The 16,837-nt window shown below is 71.1% G+C and carries 17 protein-coding genes and 1 pseudogene; 11 read left to right on the top strand and 7 right to left on the bottom strand.

Translation table 11 applies throughout. The annotated features are described in order from the left end of the window. The 3 genes and pseudogenes from ACZ58V_RS41055 to ACZ58V_RS41045 form a co-directional block, all read right to left on the bottom strand. Positions 1–94, bottom strand: a pseudogene (locus ACZ58V_RS41055) (PadR family transcriptional regulator); the annotation flags it as partial. 170 nt (positions 95–264) lie between these two features. Continuing rightward, on the bottom strand, positions 265–660 hold the full coding sequence (locus tag ACZ58V_RS41050; RefSeq protein WP_471296466.1) for a Zn-ribbon domain-containing OB-fold protein: 396 nt from the start codon (positions 658–660) through the stop codon (positions 265–267). Then, positions 660–1,109: a DoxX family protein gene (locus ACZ58V_RS41045; RefSeq protein ID WP_468194270.1), complete on the bottom strand. Its 450-nt coding sequence runs from the start codon at positions 1,107–1,109 to the stop codon at positions 660–662. Before ACZ58V_RS41045 ends, ACZ58V_RS41050 begins: the two co-directional genes overlap by 1 nt. A gap of 212 nt (positions 1,110–1,321) precedes the next feature. Here ACZ58V_RS41045 and ACZ58V_RS41040 point away from each other — a divergent pair, with 212 nt between their 5' ends. The 5 genes from ACZ58V_RS41040 (at position 1,322) to ACZ58V_RS41020 (ending at position 8,233) form a co-directional block, all read left to right on the top strand. Further along, complete coding sequence (locus tag ACZ58V_RS41040) at positions 1,322–2,857, top strand: subtype B tannase (protein WP_471296463.1); 1,536 nt, start codon at positions 1,322–1,324, stop codon at positions 2,855–2,857. Positions 2,858–3,074: 217 nt separating this feature from the next. Then, entirely contained in the window at positions 3,075–4,259 is a 1,185-nt protein-coding gene (locus ACZ58V_RS41035; RefSeq protein ID WP_471296461.1) for a flavin-containing monooxygenase, read from the top strand. Between the two features lie 279 nt (positions 4,260–4,538). Further along, positions 4,539–6,764 carry an acetate--CoA ligase family protein gene (locus ACZ58V_RS41030; protein ID WP_471296458.1) on the top strand — a complete coding sequence of 742 codons (2,226 nt, stop codon included), beginning with the start codon at positions 4,539–4,541 and terminating at the stop codon, positions 6,762–6,764. Continuing rightward, positions 6,764–7,549, top strand: coding sequence for an enoyl-CoA hydratase/isomerase family protein (locus ACZ58V_RS41025; protein ID WP_468194259.1), 786 nt, complete (start codon positions 6,764–6,766; stop codon positions 7,547–7,549). Before ACZ58V_RS41030 ends, ACZ58V_RS41025 begins: the two co-directional genes overlap by 1 nt. A 42-nt stretch (positions 7,550–7,591) precedes the next feature. After that, positions 7,592–8,233 (top strand): flavin reductase family protein, encoded by a 642-nt coding sequence (locus tag ACZ58V_RS41020; protein ID WP_471296456.1) that lies wholly within the window; start codon positions 7,592–7,594, stop codon positions 8,231–8,233. On the opposite strand, the gene ACZ58V_RS41015 is transcribed toward ACZ58V_RS41020, so the two are convergent. The 3 genes from ACZ58V_RS41015 to ACZ58V_RS41005 all read right to left on the bottom strand — a co-directional run bounded on the left by ACZ58V_RS41015 (position 8,230) and on the right by ACZ58V_RS41005 (position 11,432). Next, positions 8,230–9,351 carry a methyltransferase gene (locus tag ACZ58V_RS41015; RefSeq protein WP_471296454.1) on the bottom strand — a complete coding sequence of 374 codons (1,122 nt, stop codon included), beginning with the start codon at positions 9,349–9,351 and terminating at the stop codon, positions 8,230–8,232. The two genes, ACZ58V_RS41020 and ACZ58V_RS41015, sit on opposite strands and share 4 nt — an antisense overlap. A gap of 133 nt (positions 9,352–9,484) precedes the next feature. After that, positions 9,485–10,339: an alpha/beta fold hydrolase gene (locus ACZ58V_RS41010; protein WP_471296451.1), complete on the bottom strand. Its 855-nt coding sequence runs from the start codon at positions 10,337–10,339 to the stop codon at positions 9,485–9,487. A gap of 181 nt (positions 10,340–10,520) precedes the next feature. Next, positions 10,521–11,432, bottom strand: coding sequence for an alpha/beta fold hydrolase (locus tag ACZ58V_RS41005; RefSeq protein WP_189726982.1), 912 nt, complete (start codon positions 11,430–11,432; stop codon positions 10,521–10,523). A gap of 131 nt (positions 11,433–11,563) precedes the next feature. On the opposite strand from ACZ58V_RS41005, the gene ACZ58V_RS41000 reads away from it, so the two are divergent. The 6 genes from ACZ58V_RS41000 (at position 11,564) to ACZ58V_RS40975 (ending at position 15,714) form a co-directional block, all read left to right on the top strand. Beyond that, positions 11,564–12,184 carry a TetR/AcrR family transcriptional regulator gene (locus ACZ58V_RS41000; RefSeq protein ID WP_189726983.1) on the top strand — a complete coding sequence of 207 codons (621 nt, stop codon included), beginning with the start codon at positions 11,564–11,566 and terminating at the stop codon, positions 12,182–12,184. Next, positions 12,181–12,717 carry a GNAT family N-acetyltransferase gene (locus ACZ58V_RS40995; protein ID WP_189726984.1) on the top strand — a complete coding sequence of 179 codons (537 nt, stop codon included), beginning with the start codon at positions 12,181–12,183 and terminating at the stop codon, positions 12,715–12,717. The genes ACZ58V_RS41000 and ACZ58V_RS40995 overlap by 4 nt, the downstream gene beginning before the upstream one ends. 165 nt (positions 12,718–12,882) lie before the next feature. After that, complete coding sequence (cutA, locus tag ACZ58V_RS40990) at positions 12,883–13,209, top strand: divalent-cation tolerance protein CutA (RefSeq protein ID WP_189726985.1); 327 nt, start codon at positions 12,883–12,885, stop codon at positions 13,207–13,209. A gap of 191 nt (positions 13,210–13,400) precedes the next feature. Continuing rightward, positions 13,401–14,651, top strand: a complete 1,251-nt coding sequence (locus tag ACZ58V_RS40985) for a helix-turn-helix domain-containing protein (RefSeq protein WP_229873156.1) — start codon at positions 13,401–13,403, stop codon at positions 14,649–14,651. 92 nt (positions 14,652–14,743) lie between these two features. Further along, the gene (locus ACZ58V_RS40980) at positions 14,744–15,325 is read left to right on the top strand and encodes a hypothetical protein (RefSeq protein WP_471296446.1); all 582 of its coding nucleotides are present in this window, start codon (positions 14,744–14,746) and stop codon (positions 15,323–15,325) included. After that, on the top strand, positions 15,322–15,714 hold the full coding sequence (locus tag ACZ58V_RS40975; RefSeq protein ID WP_471296444.1) for a hypothetical protein: 393 nt from the start codon (positions 15,322–15,324) through the stop codon (positions 15,712–15,714). Before ACZ58V_RS40980 ends, ACZ58V_RS40975 begins: the two co-directional genes overlap by 4 nt. Here ACZ58V_RS40975 and ACZ58V_RS40970 read toward each other — a convergent pair. Further along, positions 15,692–16,837, bottom strand: coding sequence for an RNA polymerase sigma factor (locus ACZ58V_RS40970; RefSeq protein WP_471296474.1), 1,146 nt, complete (start codon positions 16,835–16,837; stop codon positions 15,692–15,694). The genes ACZ58V_RS40975 and ACZ58V_RS40970 overlap by 23 nt on opposite strands.

The following is a 16,837-nucleotide window of genomic DNA, read 5'->3' as shown; positions in this document are numbered from 1 at the left end:
CGTGACCGAACTTCTCGTCGAAGGCCCGCTTCAGGTCGTAACCGTGGCGCGGGCCGGACTCCAGGAGCCCCAGAAGGGTGTGACCGATGGACATGAACGGCACTCTACACACTGTGTATACGCGACGTGTATACACGGCATGCATACACGGAGTGCGCGGGTCGTGGCGGGGTGCACGAGAGCGCAGGTGAGGGAGTCGGCAGTCCCGATCGTCACGGTTCGAAAAAGAGGCGGACACCGGCGCCGCGGCAAGAAAACAGGCTCTTACCGGGCACCGGGCACGATCCGGAACACCGGGATTCCTTCCCGAAAGGTCACTTCCAGGTCCGCCCCGGCGGACAGTTCCCCCTCCCCCACCACCTCCGCCATCATCCGCGGCCCCTCGGCCAGGTCGGCCACGGCGGGGACGTACGGCGTGCGTTCCGCGAAGGGCGGCAGGTCGTTGCGGTGGACGACGGACCAGGTGTAGAGGGTGGCCCGGCCGCTCGCGGCCTCCCAGACGACGTCCTCGCTCCAGCAGCGGGGGCAGAACTCGCGCGGGTAGTGGTGGGCCCGTCCGCAGGCCCGGCAGCGGCGGATCAGCAGCCGGCCCTCGGCTGCCGCGTCCCAGTACGTCCGGGTGAAGGCGTCGGGCTCGGGCAGGTCGAAGCGCCCGGTCATCAGAACAGCCCCAGCGCGCTGTCCAGCGACCACGTCTGCCAGGACATCCCGAACAGCCCGACCACGGACGTCAGGGCCATCATCGAGTTCTGCCCCTGCTCGGCGACGTCGTGGATCATGAGCGTGAGGTACAGGACGTTGAGGAGGAACCCGCCGACCAGGGCGACCGGGGTGAGGAAGCCGGTGATCAGGCCCAGGCCCAGGGCGAGTTCCGCGTAGACGACGACGTACGCCATCACGCGCGGATGGGGCGCGACGACCGCGCCGAAGCCCGAACGGACGGCGTTCCAGCGGTGCTCGGCCGCTATCCCGGCCGCCCACTCGATGCCGGCGCCCCGTTCGAACCAGGCCTTGCGGTCCTTGTGCCGCCAGCTCTCCAGCCACCACAGCCCGAGCCCGATCCGCAGTACGGCCAGCCACTCCGCTCCGCCGAGCCAGATCGTGTCCATGAGATCTGACGGTACGTCAGTTACCGGGATCCGCAAGGCCCCGCGGACGCCAAGACGCTGTGCGCCCCCCCATGAAACTGTGCGTTCACAATGAGTCCGACAGGATTGTTGGCAATTTTGTCAGCGACTGGCTACGTTCGCTGAGGCAAGCCCGGATCGAGTCCACGGAGGGCGTCAACGTGAAGCACAGGGCAGTCAGGCGCAGGAGCGTCATGTTGGGGATCGGAGCAACTGCCGGTGCCGCCGCGGTCGGCGGGATCGCCCTGAACGCACAGGCGTCGAGCGGCACGAGCGGCTCGACGACCGGGACCGGGACAGGAACCGGCGGCCTCGTCTTCGACACGGACGGCTACACGGAGCAGACGACCACGATCACCGACGCGAACGGTGACGACCACGAGGTCGTCTACCGCTTCTGGAAGGCCGTCACCTACGTCGCCGAGCCGGTCGACGAGAAGTACCAGAGCCTGAACGTCAGCGTGCCCGTGAAGATCGACGGCAAGTCGGTCGACGCGAGCGGCGCGCCCGTCCTCTTCGCCAACTCCGTCGGTGGCTACATGCCCTCGTCCGTCGCGGACGCCACCGGCGTGGGTGCCGGCGGGACGGGCGGCATGCCCGGGGGCGGGGGCGGCGGCAAGATGGTCAGCCTGCCGAAGCTGGCGCTGGCCGCCGGGTACGTCGTGGTCGAGCCGGGCGCCCGCGGCCGGACCCTGAAGAACTCCGACGGCGAGTACTACGGCACCGCCCCGGCCGCCATCGTCGACCTGAAGGCCGCCGTCCGGTACGTCCGCGCCAACAAGGGCCGCGTCCCGGGCGACACCGACCGGATCGTCTCCTCCGGCACCAGCGCGGGCGGCGCCCTGTCCTCGCTGCTCGGCGCCTCCGGCGACAGCCCCCTGTACGAGAAGTACCTGAGGGAACTCGGCGCGGCCGACGCCTCCGACGCCATCTTCGCCACCGGCGCCTGGTGCCCGATCACCGACCTGGAGCACGCCGACGGCGCCTACGAGTGGAACTGGGGCACCAACGTCGTCCAGGGCACGGGCAAGCTCGCCGACCGGACGGTGTCGAAGGAACTGGTGGCGCAGTTCGCCGAGTACCAGGCCTCCCTGAAGCTGCGGGGCCTCGGCGGCTTCGGCACGCTCACCGCCCGCAACTACGACACGTACCTGCTCCAGCAGTACATGGAGCCCTCGGCCACCGCCTACCTCAAGGCCCTGTCGGACACCGACCGCGCCGCCTACCTGGCCGACAACACCTTCATCACCTGGAAGAACGGCAAGGCACACTTCAGCTGGGCCGACTTCCTCACCCACGTCGGCGCCCGCAAGAAGAGCGCCCCGTCCTTCGACGCCTTCGACCTGTCCACCGGCGAGAACAACCTCTTCGGCACGGGCGCGACCGGGACCCGCCACTTCACCACGTACGGCCTGAAGCACGACACGACCGGCAACACCGGCACGCGGCTCGACGGCGACATCCCCGCGAAGCTGCGGCTGATGAACCCGATGCCCTTCCTCACCGGGGGCAAGCCCAACGCCCACCGCACCAAGCACTGGTGGATCCGCCTCGGCACCAAGGACTCCGACACCTCGCACACCGTCTCCGCCAACCTCGCCGCCGCCGCGGCCGCGCTGGGCGACGACGTCAGCCACCTCTACTACTGGGACGAGGGGCACGGCGCGAACACCGACCCGGGCGACTTCATCCAGTGGATCGCGAAGGTGACCGGCTACCGCATCAGGTAGCCCCCTCAGGACCGCGGCCTCCGGTACTCCCGTCTGTCCGTATCGGAGGCCGCACCCCGGCCCCTCCCGCACCCGTCAGAAACGATCACGCGCCCGCCACAACCAGGCCCACTACGCCACGAGCCCCACTCCCTCCCCCTACAGCCGTGATCAATCCGCAACCAATTCCGGTCTTGACCGAGACCCATCAACCGGGCTCGTGATTACGCTCCCGCTCATGGCCGACTCCACGCCCTCCCCACACTCCTCCGCGCACCCCACACCGGACCGCCCCGTCTACGTCATCGGCGGCGGCCCCGGCGGACTCGCCGCCGCGTACGCGCTGCGCGCCCGGGGCGTACGGGCCGTCGTCCTGGAGAAGTCCGACCGTGTCGGGGCGTCCTGGCGCCGCCACTACGACCGGCTGCATCTGCACACCACCCGCCGCCTGTCGGCCCTGCCCGGGCTGCCGATGCCGCGCCGGTTCGGGCGGTGGGTGTCCCGGGACAACGTGGTGCGGTACCTGGAGAAGTACGCCGAGCACCACCGCCTGGAGATCGTCACCGGCGTCGAGGTGTCCCGGATCGAGCGCGCGCCCGACGGCACGGGCTGGCTGCTGTACGCCACCGGCGGCCGGGAGCTGACCGGCTCCGCGGTGGTCGTCGCGACCGGCTACAACCACACCCCGCGCCTGCCGGACTGGCCCGGCCGCGAGTCCTTCACCGGCGAGTTCCTGCACGCCGGGGAGTACCGCAACGGCGCGCCCTACGCCGGCCGGGACGTCCTCGTGGTCGGCGTCGGCAACACGGGTGCCGAGATCGCCGTGGACCTGGTGGAGAGCGGCGCCTCCCGGGTCCGGCTGGCCGTGCGCACCGTCCCGCACCTCGTACGCCGTTCGACCGCCGGTTGGGCCGCCCAGTACAGCGCTGTCCTCGTACGGCATCTCCCGGTCGGCCTCGTCGACCGGATCTCCCGGGCGCAGGCCAAGGTGGCGATCCCCGACCTGTCGGCACACGGGCTGCCGCGCCCCGACACCGGGCTGTACACCCGGGTGAAGCAGGGCGCGATCCCGGTGCAGGACGTCGGCCTGATCGACGCCGTGCGCAAGGGCACGGTCGAGATCGTGGCCGCCGTGGAGTCCTTCGAGGGCGACGGCAAGATCGTGCTGGCCGACGGCACCCGGCTCTCCCCGGACGCGGTGATAGCCGCCACCGGGTACGTCCGCGCCCTGGAGGGCCTGGTCGGCCACCTCGGCGTGCTCGACGCCCGCGGCAAGCCCGTCGTCCATGGCGCCCGCAGCCCGAAGACCGCCCCAGGCCTGTACTTCACCGGCTTCACCAACCCGATCAGCGGCAACCTGCGCGAGCTGGCACTCGACGCGGTGCGCATCGCGAAGGCCATCGCGCGGGACGGTTCGGCGTAAGTGATATCGGTGTAAGTAGCACTCAGTCCCGGCCGTTCGGGGCCGACCTCCATGGCCGGTCCTGCGCGATTCACCCCGAGCACATGCGCCGACACTTCGGCCGGCGGCGCCCCGGGCACGAAGAGCGTCGGTCGCAGCACCCCGAGCACCCACCCCCACCCCCACCTCCAGGCACCCTCACTCGCCGACTTTCCTGCACAGCCATTCCTGACATCGCATCAGTTCAGTAATCTGACAGTGCGTCAGTTAGCGGCTGTCTCACAGGAGCGGGCGGAAACGATGCTTGGATCGACCCACGGCACCCTCACCACCGACTCCCGCCGGGCCCGGGCCATCGCCTGTGGCGAACGGCCCGGGCCCGCCGTGCACGGCAGGCCGGCCCAGGAGGGCGACCTCGACGTCAGCGGGCGCCCGCTGCACGTCGACGTACCCGATCTGGACCACTTCTTCCGGCCCCGGTCCGTCGCCGTGATCGGCGCCTCGGACTCCGAGGGACGCCCCAACACCGGCGTGACCCGCCAACTGGCCGACTGGGCCGAGCGGGTCGGGGCCCGGCTGTACCCGGTGCATCCGAGCCGCCCGGCCGTCTTCGGCCTGCCCTGCTCCCCTTCCGTCGCCGACCTGCCCGAGCAGGTCGACCTGGCGGTGGTCCTCGTCGGCGACCCCCTCCCCGTGATCGAGGAACTGGCCGAGGCCAAGGCACGGTTCGCGGTCGTCTTCGCCTCCGGGTTCGCGGAGACCGGCCCCGAGGGCGAGGCCGCCCAGCGGCGACTGGCCGCGGCCGTCGAACGCTCCGGGGTGCGTCTGCTGGGCCCCAACACCAACCTCAACGCCTTCGAGCACTTCCGCGACGACCTCGACGGCCCCGCGATCGCCCTGATCACCCAGTCCGGCCACCAGGGCCGCCCCGTCTTCGCCCTCCAGGAACTCGGCATCCGCCTCTCCCACTGGGCGCCCACCGGCAACGAGGCCGACCTGGAGACCGCGGACTTCCTCTCCTACTTCGCCGAGCAGCCCGGGATCGGCGCCATCGCCTGCTACCTGGAAGGGCTGAAGGACGGCCGCTCCTTCCTCCTCGCCGCCGACCGGGCCGCCCGGCGCGGAGTCCCGGTCGTCGCCGTCAAGGTGGGCCGCACCGAGACCGGCGCCCGCACGGCCGCCTCCCACACCGGCAAACTGACCGGCGCGGACGCGGTGGTGGACGCGGCGCTGCGCCAGTACGGCGTGATCCGCGTCGACGGCCTCGACGAACTCCAGGACACGGCGGCCCTGCTGGCCCGCGCCCGCCCGCCGCGCTCCGACGGGGTGGCCGTCTACTCGATCTCGGGCGGCACGGGCGCCCACGTCGCGGACCTGGCTGCCGAGACGGGCCTGAGGCTGCCGTCGCTCTCCGAGGCCAAGCAGACCGAACTGCACCAGTGGATCCCCGAGTACCTGAGCGTCGCCAACCCGGTCGACAACGGCGGCCATCCGGTCGGCGACTGGCGCGGCCGGAAGATCATCGACGCGATCCTCGCCGACCCCGAGGTCGGCGTGCTGATCTGCCCGATCACCGGCCCCTTCCCCCCGCTCAGCGACCGCCTCGTACGGGACCTGGTCGACGCGGCGGAACACACGGACAAGCTGGTGTGCGTCGTATGGGGCTCGCCGGTCGGCACCGAACCGGCCTACCGCGAGGTCCTGCTCGGCTCCTCCCGCGTGGCCACGTTCCGCACGGTCGGCAACTGCCTCACCGCCGTCCGCGCCTACCTCGCCCACCACCGCTTCACGACCGCCTACCGCTCCCCCTTCGACGAGGCCCCGCGCACCCCCTCGCCGTCCTACCGCAAGGCACAGGCGCTGATGCACCCCGGCGAACAGCTCAGCGAACACGCCGCGAAGCAGCTGCTGCGGGCGTACGGCATCCGCGTACCGCGCGAGCAGTTGGTGACCAGCGCGGCGGGCGCCGTCCGGGCCGCCGGCCTGGTCGGCTACCCGGTGGTGATGAAGGCGTCGGGCGCCCGCATCGCCCACAAGACGGAACTGGGCCTGGTGAAGATCGGCCTGACCTCGGCGAGCCAGGTCCGCGACGCCTACCGGGAGCTGACCGACATCGCCCGCTACGAGGAGGTCTCCCTGGACGGCGTACTGGTCTGCCAGATGGTCGAACAGGGCGTGGAGATGGTCGTGGGCGTCACTCACGACGACCTGTTCGGCCCGACGGTGACCGTCGGCCTCGGCGGGGTCCTGGTCGAGGTCCTGCGCGACACCGCCGTAGGCGTACCGCCCTTCGGTGAGGAGCAGGCCCGGGACATGCTCGCCGGCCTGCGCGGCCGGGCCCTGCTCGACGGAGTCCGGGGCCGCCCGCCGGCCGATCTGGACGCCTTGGTCGAGGTCGTCCTGCGCGTGCAGCGCATGGCACTCGAACTCGGGAACCAGCTGGCGGAGTTGGACATCAACCCGCTGATGGTGCTGCCGCAGGGACAGGGCGCGGTGGCGCTGGACGCGCTGGCGGTGTGCCGCTGATGCCGGCCGTCCTGCACGCCACAGCCGACCAGGTCCTCACCATCACCCTGAACCGTCCCGAGGCGCTCAACGCCCTCACCCCGGACCAGCGGGACGAGGTCGTCCAGCTCCTGGCGAAGGCGTCCGCGACGGCCGATGTCCGGGCGGTGGTGATCACGGGAACGGGCCGAGGCTTCTGCGCGGGCGCGGACCTGCGAGGCGCCGCCACCACGGAGGAACGCGACGTCGGCGATGTCGCCCGCACCCTCCGCAACGGCGCGCAGCGCCTGATCGCCGCCGTCCTGGACTGCGAGAAGCCGGTGATCGCGGCGGTGAACGGCACGGCGGCCGGCCTCGGAGCCCATCTGGCGCTCGCCTGCGATCTCGTCCTGGCCGCGGAGTCGGCCAGGTTCATCGAGGTCTTCGTACGGCGGGGGCTGGTCCCCGACGGCGGCGGCGCGTACCTGCTCCCCCGCCTCATCGGCCCGCAGCGGGCGAAGGAGCTGATGTTCTTCGGCGACGCGCTCACGGCGACGGACGCCGAACGCCTGGGCCTGGTCAACCGGGTCGTACCGGACGGGGACCTGGACAAGACGGCCCGTGCCTGGGCCGAACGCCTCGCCGCCGGCCCGACCCGGGCCCTCGCCCTGACCAAGCAGCTCGTCAACGCGTCCCTGGACACCGACCGGGCCACCGCCTTCGCCGCCGAGGCCGCGGCGCAGGAGATCAACATGACGACGGTGGACGCGCGGGAGGGGGTACGGAGCTTCGTGGAGCGACGGAAGCCGACGTACAAGGGCCACTGAGTCTTCCAATCTGACGTATCGTCAGCTTCAATCAGGAGCGTGATGGGACAAGCAGGGATGGCGGAGGCCGCCGTCCGCTACCTCAGGTCGACGACCCGCACCCCGGCCCCACGGCCCGTGGAACCGCTGCCGCGCCCGGAGCTGCGCTGCGTGGGTGAAGACGAGCGCGCTCCCCTGGAGCGGCAGGAATTCCGCCGCGTCCTGGGCCGCTTCGCGACGGGCGTGACGATCGTGACGGCACCCCCCGCCGCTCCCGACACTCACGCCACCCCCGACTCCGCCCCCGCCGGCTTCGCCTGCCAGTCCTTCAGCTCCCTCTCCCTCGACCCGCCGCTCGTGGCCTTCATGGTCGGCCGTACGTCGACGACCTGGCCGCGCATCGCCCGCGCGGGCGTCTTCTGCGTCAACGTCCTGGGTGCCGACCAGGGCGAGTTGTGCCGCTCCTTCGCGGTGAGCGGCGCGGACAAGTTCGCAGGCGTGGCCTACGACAGGGCACCCGTCTCCGGCTCACCCCGCCTCTCCGGCGCGGTCGCCTGGATCGACTGCGCGATCCACGCCGTCCACACGGGCGGCGACCACCTGATCGTGGTCGGCCGGGTGAACGCCCTCGGCACGGGCACGGACGATCCGGACGGACCGCTGCTGTTCCACCGAGGGCGCTTCGCGCGGCTGACGGAGGACTAGCCGACGGCCAGCCGCCACAGCGAGGTGACCTCGGCGGCCCGTACGGCGTGCAGTGGATCGTCCGTGTCCCGCGCACGGGCGTGACGCGGACGCGTGTCCAGCCGGTCGACCACCCGCAGCCCGGCACTCTCCACGGCGGTCATCAACTGCTCGCGACTGCGCAGCCCGAGCCGCTCGGCGAGGTCGGACAGCACGAGCCAGCCCTCACCTCCGGGTTCCAGCCGCTCGGCGAGCCCGCTCAGGAAGCCCTGCAGCATGCCACCACCCGCGTCGTAGACGCCGAGGTCGAGGTCGGAGGCGGGACGGCCGGGAATCCAGGGCGGGTTGCACACGACCAGGTCGGCGCGCCCCGGGGGATACAGCTCGGACCCGCTCACCACCCGGATCACCCCCTCGAGCCCCAACCGCCCCACGTTGTCCCGCGCACACGCCCGGGCGCGCGCACTGACGTCGGTCGCCACGACCTGCCCGACGCCCCGCCGGGCCAGCACGGCGGCGAGCACGCCGGTTCCGGTGCCCAGGTCGAACGCGACCCGTACCTCACCGCCTCGCGGCAGCGGAGCCCGGGCGACGAGGTCGACGTACTCACTCCGGGTGGGCGCGAACACCCCATAGTGCGGGTGAACCACCGCATCCAGCGCCGGGACGTGCACGCCCTTCTCCCGCCACTGCCGGGCACTGATCACACCCAGCAACTCGGAGAGGGCGACGGCCACGGGCCCGTCGAACGCCCCGTACGCCTCGGCGACCGCCCGGCGCACATCGGGAGCCCTCCGCAGGTCCAGTCCGTGATCCGCGTCCAGCAGAACCAGCAACTTGCCGAGCACGCGAGCACGGTGGGCACGAAACCGGCGCTGCGACCGGAAGGTCTCGGCCGCCGTGTCCGCCGCCCCGGGCGCGGTACGCCCGACACGACGGTCCAAGGCACTCAGCAACTGCCGCGCATTGTGAAAGTCCCCGCGCCACAACAACGCGGTGCCCTCACAGGCCAGCCGGTAGGCGACGGCGGCCCGCATACGGTCGTCGGCTACGACGACCGTGCGGGGCAGGGGCAGTCCGGACTCAGAGTGCCAGCGGGCGGAACGGGGTTGAGTCTCGGTCCAGTGGATCGTGGACACGGCGTACTCCTCGGAAGATCGGGCGTGAACGAGCGTGCTGAGTCACGACGTCCACGTCGCCGAGGACCATGCCGAGTGTCATCAACGGACCTCTCGAAGCGGCGAAGCAGCTGGGCTCAGTGTGCCGGACTTTTCAGTCGGGCAGGGCCCGAACGAACCCGGCGACCAGCGTCGCCACCGCCTCAGGGGCCTCAAGGATCATGGGATGGGTGGCGTCGACCCGCTCGACGCCGATCATCGGCCGGGCGCGGGAGAGGGCGGCCAGCTCGTCGGAGACCTCTCGGGCGAACCGGGCGCTGAACTCGTCGAACCACTCCATGCCGGGCGCGGGCGGCAGCCGTCGCCCGGCCTGCACGAGCAGCAGCGGGCGGTCCACCCCGTCCAGCCAGGCGGCGACACCGTGCGCGCCGAGCCGGTGGAGTTCGTCGACGATCTCCAGCGCCGCGGCCCGTTCCGGCAGCGTCTGCCAGGTACCGTCGGACAGCGGCCGCGCCGCCGCGCGGGCAGCTGCCTCCGCACGGTCGGCGGGCACCCCGAACCGCGCGGAGTTGGCGACCTGCTGCTCGACGTACCCGTCCGACGCGACGGCCCCGACCGACGCCAGCAGCCCCTCAGTCACCTGTTCGGCGCCCGGGTCCTCACGCCGCCACCAGAACCCGTCGAGATTCACGGCGGCACGAGCACGGTCCGGATACGCCCGTGCGTACTCGACGGCAACCAGTCCGCCGAGAGAATGCCCCACCACGACGGCCTCGGTCACACCGTGCGCGTCGAGCGTGTCGGTGATGTCCCGCACCACGGCGGGAAGCGCCCAGGGGGAGATATCGGGAGAACGCCCGTGCCCGGGCAGATCGACGCCAAGAACCCGATACCCGTCGGTGAGCTGAGCCGCCGAGGCACTCCAGTCGGCCAGAGACCGCCCGAACCCGTGCAGAAGAACCAGTTGCGGGCCATCGCCCCCATAGTCATGCGCATGTAGGAGAGTCATAGGGGCCTCACCGTAGGCCGACCCACCTCTCCTCGAACACCGAATTACGCCGCTGTGGCCCCGCCTCCGGTCTCACCCGCGCTGAGGGACAGCCCCGTGGCGGCCAATTCGTCGACGTCTCCGTGGCGTTGGCGCACGCGATCCAATCAGCCCCTGCCCGCCGACGGGCAGCTCGGAATTGTCAGTCGACGGAAGCCATGAAGTTCAGCATCCTGCGGTTGATCTCCTCCGCGTGGTCGATCTGCGGCCCGTGGCCCGTGCTGGAGATGATCTCGGCTCGGGCCCCGGGGATCAGACGCGGCACACGCTCCGCCTGCCGCTGCGGGTGTACGAGGAGGCTTCGCTTGCCGAGCACCAAGTAGAGCGGGGTCCGGATGGTGGACAGCTCCTTCTCGGGAAGGGGAAGCGGCGCCGGGCGGCGTATGCGGTAGGCGCGAACCGCCGTTCTGATCATCGCGCGCAGTTCCGGCACGACGAGGACCGGCTGTTCGAGCCAGGCCGCCAGTCGCGGGCGGAGCGCCTTCGGCGCGAAGGTCGCGAAGAGGCTGGCGAAGATCCAGACGAAGAAGCGCAGTCCCACCTTCTCCAAGCCGCCGGGGTCGAGCAAGGTGACCGAGGCGAGGCGACCGGGCCTGCGGTGCGCCTGGTTCAGGACGAGCCATCCGCCGTAGGAGGAGCCGACGAGGTGTACGCGGTCGAGGCCGAGTCCGGCGAGTGTCTCATCCAGCCACTGTGCGGCGCGTTCGGGCTGGTGGATGGGCTCGCGCTGCACGCTGCGGCCGGGATCGCCCGGGGTGTCGATCGCGTAGACCGGGCGGTCCGCGCTGAGGGCGGAGGTGTTCGGGTACCACATCGCGGAGCATGAGCCCGCCCCGTGCACCAGGACGACGGGGGTGCGGGATCGGTCAGCCTCGTTCGCGGGGCCGTAGCGGTAGACGTGCGTGGTGCCGAAGGACGTCTCCACGTCCTCTTCCGCGCGCGCGGGCGCCCCCAGCGCGTAGACCGCATCGCAGGCCGTGAAGTAGCGATCCCGCCAGGCATCGCTCACATAGCGGCCGACATCGGCCTGGGTTCGGGCAGCGGTCTCGGGCATGGCCACCTCCGGCGTATCGATTTCGTGATACGAACGTACCACGTTACTGGTACAGATGTATCATCAAAAGCCCATGGGAGCCGTAGAGCCCATGGGAGCCGTAGCGGGAACGACGAGCGGAGAACCGGCCGATGCCCAAGCGCGTGGACCACGCAGAACGGCGCACCGAGATCGGCGAGGCCCTCATCCGGGTCGCCGGCCGACGCGGGCTGCATACCGTCGGGATGCGCGATGTAGCAGCGGAGGCGGGCGTGTCACTGCGGCTGGTGCAGTACTACTTCCAGACCAAGGAGAAGTTGCTGTTCTTCGGGCTTGAGCTTCTGGCGGAGAGATTCGGGGAACGGGTATCCACCCGTGTACGGGCCGCCGGGGACAGTCCTGGTCCGCGAGAGATGGTCGAGGCGCTGTTGATGGCGGCGCTGCCGGCAGACGACGAGAGCCGCACCTTCCATCACCTCTACACGTCATACGCGGTTCTGGCCGTGAACGACCCGGCACTCGCAGCCCAGCCCTTCATCAAGAACCCTGACACCGCCGAAGACGCGCTGACCGAACTCCTCCGGCAGGCGCAGGAAGCGGCACTGCTCGAGCCCGGTGTGGACGCACGGTTGGAGGCAGCCGGCCTGCTCGCCATGTCCGCGGGACTCGGCACCGGCATCCTCGTCGGCCAGCGCAGCCCGGAGTCCGCGACCACAGTGCTGAACCACCACCTGAACCGAATCTTCCGCACCGGTGAGGTGGTCCTGCCATGAGTGACCGGAGCCCAGCAGCCGTGGAGCTGCGGACCGACCGGCTGTTGCTGAGACGCCCGACCACAGCCGATGTCGACGCGATCTTCGCCGTCCACCGCGATCCTGAGACCTGTGCCCACAACCCGTCCGACGCACTCGCCCGGCTTGAGGAAGCAGAGGCGCTTTACCACCGTTGGGACGATCAGTGGCAGCAGCACGGATACGGGTACTGGGTCGTCCGGCACCACGGCTCCGCTCAGCAGCTCGGATTCTGCGGAATCAAGCCCATGGAACTGCACGGGGCACCGGTCCTGAACCTCTTCTACCGTTTCGCCACCTCAGCGTGGGGCCAAGGCTTCGCCTCTGAAGCCGCAGCCGCGGTCGCCACCTGGGCATCCCGTCACCTGCCCGGCCTCCCGCTGATCGCCCGCGTGCGACCGGCCAACCTCGCTTCTCAGCGCGTGGCGATACGCGCCGGGCTCAACCGAGCACCGCATCTCGACACCGAGGGATACGACGGCTTCGACTGGATCTACACGAAGCTCCCTGGTTGATGGGCGGCCGCACACCCCCAGTCGAGCCGATCTCATAGCCAAGGCGTAGCCATCACGGAAGCGCGGTCACAACCAACCAACGGGCCAGAGCCCGCAAGCGGACCCGGCCACCCGCCACCCCGCGATGCCCTTCCTGAACATCTGGCCGCCGCCTACGCTCCCGGCATGGCTGACTTTCTCCAGGTATCGACCGCGACCCCGACTCATGACCAGGCCGTTGAACTCGCCCGTTCGGTCGTCGCCGAGCGACTCGCGGCCGGTGCGCAGATCATCGGCCCTGTTACGTCGGCGTTCTGGCACGACGGCGAGTTCGGCACCGGGGAGGAGTGGCAACTCCTGCTGAAGACCACCCGATCCCGCTACCCCGAGCTGGAGTCCCACCTGCTGAAGCACCACCCGTGGCAGAAACCGGAGATCGCGGCCGTCCCGATCGAGGCCGGCTCGAAGGGATGCCTGGAGTGGATCGCCGCGAACACCGCGCCGCCCGCGTAGCTCAACCGGGCATGTGCTCTGCTCCACGACCGACCTCGTCGACGATCAGGTACAGGACCGGCTTCGTCATGCACGGAGTCCACAGCACACAACTCGCCCCTCGCCTATGCGGAGCGTCGCAGAGCACTCACACACAAGTACCCCCGCCCCATACCCTGACAGTGGACGCTGAACAGAAAAGGGGCGAGACCGTGCCATCTGACGCTACCCCGGACCCCTACGCCGACCCGCTTGTCTTCGGGCCACGACTCCAGATCCTGCGCACCCGCAAGGGCCTCACCCGCGAGCAACTCGGCGGCCTCGTCGGCCGTTCCGGTTCCTGGGTCAAGGGCGTCGAGACGGGCCGTCTCAAGACGCCCAAGCTCGAAGTGATCCTCCGTATCGCCGAGGTCCTGCGCCTACGGGACCTCTCCGACCTCACCGGAGACCAGTCCATGCGGGTCGGCCTCTTCACCGGTCCCGGTCATCCACGCCTCCCTGAGGTGAAGTCGGCGCTCGACGCCTTCCCGCTCACCACCGAGCGCCAGGCGCCCCCTGCCGAGCACCTCCGCGCTCGCCTCGCACGCGCCTGGGCCGCCCGGCATTCTGCTCCGAACCACCGTGAGGTCATCGGCGAGTTACTGCCGGACCTAATCCGCGACGCCCAGGCCGCGGCACGGCAGGCGGACTCCGGACCGGAGCGGCGCGCGGCGCAGGCCGTCCTCGCGGAGGTGTACTCCCTCGCGCAGTTCTTCTGTGCCTACCAGCCCGACGCGGCGCTGCTGTGGCGCGTCGCCGACCGTGCCCTGATCGCCGCCCAGGAGTCCGAGGACCCGCACGCGATCGGCGTCGCCGCGTGGCTCGCCGCTCAAGCACACCGTGACAGCGGGCCCGCCCACTTCGACGCCGCCGACGCCGTGACGATGGGAACGCTGGCCTACCTCGAACCACTGTTGCCGAACGCGAGCGACGATGTCCTCGCGATCACCGGCGCCCTCACCTTCGAAGCCGGATACACGGCAGCCCGCCGAGGCGAGGCGGGCACAGCCTGGAGGCACTGGGACCTGGCCCGGGACATGGCGACCCGTCTGCCCGCCGCCTACTACCACCCGGTGACGTCGTTCTCGCGCGCCATCATGGGCGCGCACGCCGTGACCATCGCCGTCGAGACGCACGCCGGCGGGGAGTCCGTACGGCAGGCGGCCGCCGCCGACGCGGCGACGATCCCGTCGCGGCCGCGACGTGCTCGCCATCGCATCGAGGAGGCGCGCGGCTACCAGCTCGACGGGCAGCCGGACGTGGCCCTCGCGACGCTCAACCAGGCCTACGAGGCGGCCCCAGAAACGATCAAGTACAACGGCTACGCCAAACGCATCGTGCTGGAGGAGACCGAGGCGAAGTCCCCGGCGCGCAGGCGTCGCGCCTCGGGACTCGCGGTGAAGCTCGGCCTTCTCTCAGCGTGAGCAAAGGGGCACAATCTGTGCCCCTGTCGCGGTAGCAGCGCTTCTACGGTCACGGCGTGAAACGGAACGCACGTGACCGGGGAGGCCCCAGCATGCCGAGCAACCACAGCCACTCCGTCTTACCGCCCGTCGCAGCCGACCCCGGAGTGCTCGAACACCCCACCTCGGACCGGCGGTCAGCGGCGGAGCACCGGCTGCTGGCAACCCTTCCGCCCCCAAGCCGCGACCGAGCCCGCCTGGAATGGCAGCAGCACGCCGTAGCCATGCTCCCGCTCGGCATCGATTTCTCCGCCGTACGCATCCCCGGCCGCCTCGTGCTGGCCCTGGCGGACAGCACCGAGCCGTCGGAGCTCGACGAGTTCATGCGCCACGCCCTCGACGACGGCCCGGTCATCTGCGACCCGCGCCACCTCCGCTACTACGCCCTGGTGCCCGCGACCATGCCGAGTACCTGGCGTCAGGCCGTCGACGACTGGCGGCCCCTGGACGTGGAGTGCCTGGGCCTCGGCAGCTATCTCGGAGTTCCCAGGGCGGACGCCCTGGAATGCACGCGCGCTCGCGTCACCTACTGGTCGGTGCCGATGGCCTCGGCCGCGCCCCTGTGCAGACCCTTGAAGGTCGCCCGGCTGATCGCCGCCGCCAGGCAGTGCCTCGCCACGGAGCCGGAAGCATGAGCGATACGACGGCTCCGTTCGACGCGGCCCTGATCCGGCGCCGGTGCGAGGAAACGCTGTGGGGCCCCAGCGGGCAGCCGCCCGAGCAGCGGGCCCGCCTCCAGGAGATGGAGGGGTACGTACGGCTGCTGGCACCCGAGCTGTCAAAGCTCATGCCTCGGATGCGGGACGGGACGCAGGCCACCGCACAAACCGTCCTGCGGCATGCTGACGAACATCTCAACAGTGCTACGACGTCAGGTGACCTGGCCAGACGACTGCACGACGCCGGTGTCATCGCGCGTGCGCTCCTGGGCCTGCTCCAACGCCCCGGCGAGCTCACCCCCGACCAGGATCGAACAGCCGACACAGTCCACACGCGACCCCTCAGCACCCCCGCCCCGCATTGAGCCGCGCCGCCTGCCGCATCAGATGATCGCGTTCGGCGAGGTTGGGGGCCCGCCGGGCCGCCTCGGCGTACAGCCGGGCCGCCGTGCCCAAGTCGCCGTCACGCTCGTGGAGGTACGCCGCCACCGCGGCGTGGCGGGGCAGCGAGGTGTCCAGCGCCGCGAGTGCGGCCAGGCCGGCGCGCGGTCCGTCGGCCTCCCCTACGGCGACCGCGCGGTTGAGCCGGACGACCGGGCTGTCGGTCAGGCGCGCGAGCTCGTCGTACCACTCGACGATCTGGACCCAGTCGGTCTCCTCGGCGGTGGGCGCGTCGGCGTGGAGTGCCGCGATGGCGGCCTGGGCCTGGAACTCGCCCAGCCGGTCGCGGGCGAGGGCCGCCTGCAGGATCACGACGCCCTCGGCGATCGACGCGGTGTCCCAGCGGCCGCGGTCCTGCTCGGCGAGCGGCACGAGGCTGCCGTCGGGCGCGGTCCGGGCGGCACGCCGGGCGTGGTGGAGCAGCATGAGGGCGAGCAGACCGGCCACCTCGGGGTGGTCGATCGCGGTCGCGAGCTGCCGGGTGAGCCGTATGGCCTCGGCGGCGAGGTCGACATCGCCGGAGTAGCCCTCGTTGAAGACGAGGTAGAGGACGCGGAGGACGGTGGCCACGTCCCCGGGCTGGTCGAACCGCACACCGGAGACCGTGCGCTTGGCCCGGCTGATGCGCTGCGCCATGGTCGCCTCGGGTACGAGGTAGGCCTCGGCGATCTGCCGGGTGGTGAGGCCGCCGACGGCGCGTAGCGTGAGCGCGACGGCCGATGCCGGGGTCAGCGACGGGTGCGCGCACAGGAAGTAGAGCTGGAGCGTGTCGTCCAGCGCGGGCGCCGGGCCGGGCGCCGGCTCCTCCTCGACCCGGTCCTCTCGCCGGCGGCGTGCGAGGTCCGACCGGGTCGCGTCGAGGAACTTGCGCCAGGCCACGGTGACCAGCCAGCCCTTCGCATCGCGCGGCGGGTCGGCCGGCCAGAGGCGGAGCGCCTCGACCAGGGCGTCCTGCACGGCGTCCTCGGCCGCCGCGAAGTCGGCTCCGCGGCGGACGAGGACGGTGAGCACGCTCGGCGTGAGGCTCCTGAGCAGGGCCTCGTCCAT

This window comes from Streptomyces sp. NPDC040589, from assembly GCF_055594445.1.
This window is presented reverse-complemented; position numbering and strand designations above follow the sequence as displayed.

Excerpts from the sequence above, each read along its gene's own strand:
- ACZ58V_RS41050 (WP_471296466.1), bottom strand. The coding sequence starts at position 660 with ATGACCGGGCGCTTCGACCTGCCCGAGCCCGACGCCTTCACCCGGACG.
- ACZ58V_RS41045 (WP_468194270.1), bottom strand. The coding sequence starts at position 1,109 with ATGGACACGATCTGGCTCGGCGGAGCGGAGTGGCTGGCCGTACTGCGG.
- ACZ58V_RS41040 (WP_471296463.1), top strand. The coding sequence starts at position 1,322 with ATGTTGGGGATCGGAGCAACTGCCGGTGCCGCCGCGGTCGGCGGGATC.
- ACZ58V_RS41035 (WP_471296461.1), top strand. The coding sequence starts at position 3,075 with ATGGCCGACTCCACGCCCTCCCCACACTCCTCCGCGCACCCCACACCG.
- ACZ58V_RS41030 (WP_471296458.1), top strand. The coding sequence starts at position 4,539 with ATGCTTGGATCGACCCACGGCACCCTCACCACCGACTCCCGCCGGGCC.
- ACZ58V_RS41025 (WP_468194259.1), top strand. The coding sequence starts at position 6,764 with ATGCCGGCCGTCCTGCACGCCACAGCCGACCAGGTCCTCACCATCACC.
- ACZ58V_RS41020 (WP_471296456.1), top strand. The coding sequence starts at position 7,592 with ATGGGACAAGCAGGGATGGCGGAGGCCGCCGTCCGCTACCTCAGGTCG.
- ACZ58V_RS41010 (WP_471296451.1), bottom strand. The coding sequence starts at position 10,339 with ATGACTCTCCTACATGCGCATGACTATGGGGGCGATGGCCCGCAACTG.
- ACZ58V_RS41005 (WP_189726982.1), bottom strand. The coding sequence starts at position 11,432 with ATGCCCGAGACCGCTGCCCGAACCCAGGCCGATGTCGGCCGCTATGTG.
- ACZ58V_RS41000 (WP_189726983.1), top strand. The coding sequence starts at position 11,564 with ATGCCCAAGCGCGTGGACCACGCAGAACGGCGCACCGAGATCGGCGAG.
- ACZ58V_RS40995 (WP_189726984.1), top strand. The coding sequence starts at position 12,181 with ATGAGTGACCGGAGCCCAGCAGCCGTGGAGCTGCGGACCGACCGGCTG.
- cutA (WP_189726985.1), top strand. The coding sequence starts at position 12,883 with ATGGCTGACTTTCTCCAGGTATCGACCGCGACCCCGACTCATGACCAG.
- ACZ58V_RS40980 (WP_471296446.1), top strand. The coding sequence starts at position 14,744 with ATGCCGAGCAACCACAGCCACTCCGTCTTACCGCCCGTCGCAGCCGAC.
- ACZ58V_RS40975 (WP_471296444.1), top strand. The coding sequence starts at position 15,322 with ATGAGCGATACGACGGCTCCGTTCGACGCGGCCCTGATCCGGCGCCGG.
- ACZ58V_RS40970 (WP_471296474.1), bottom strand. The coding sequence starts at position 16,837 with ATGGACGAGGCCCTGCTCAGGAGCCTCACGCCGAGCGTGCTCACCGTC.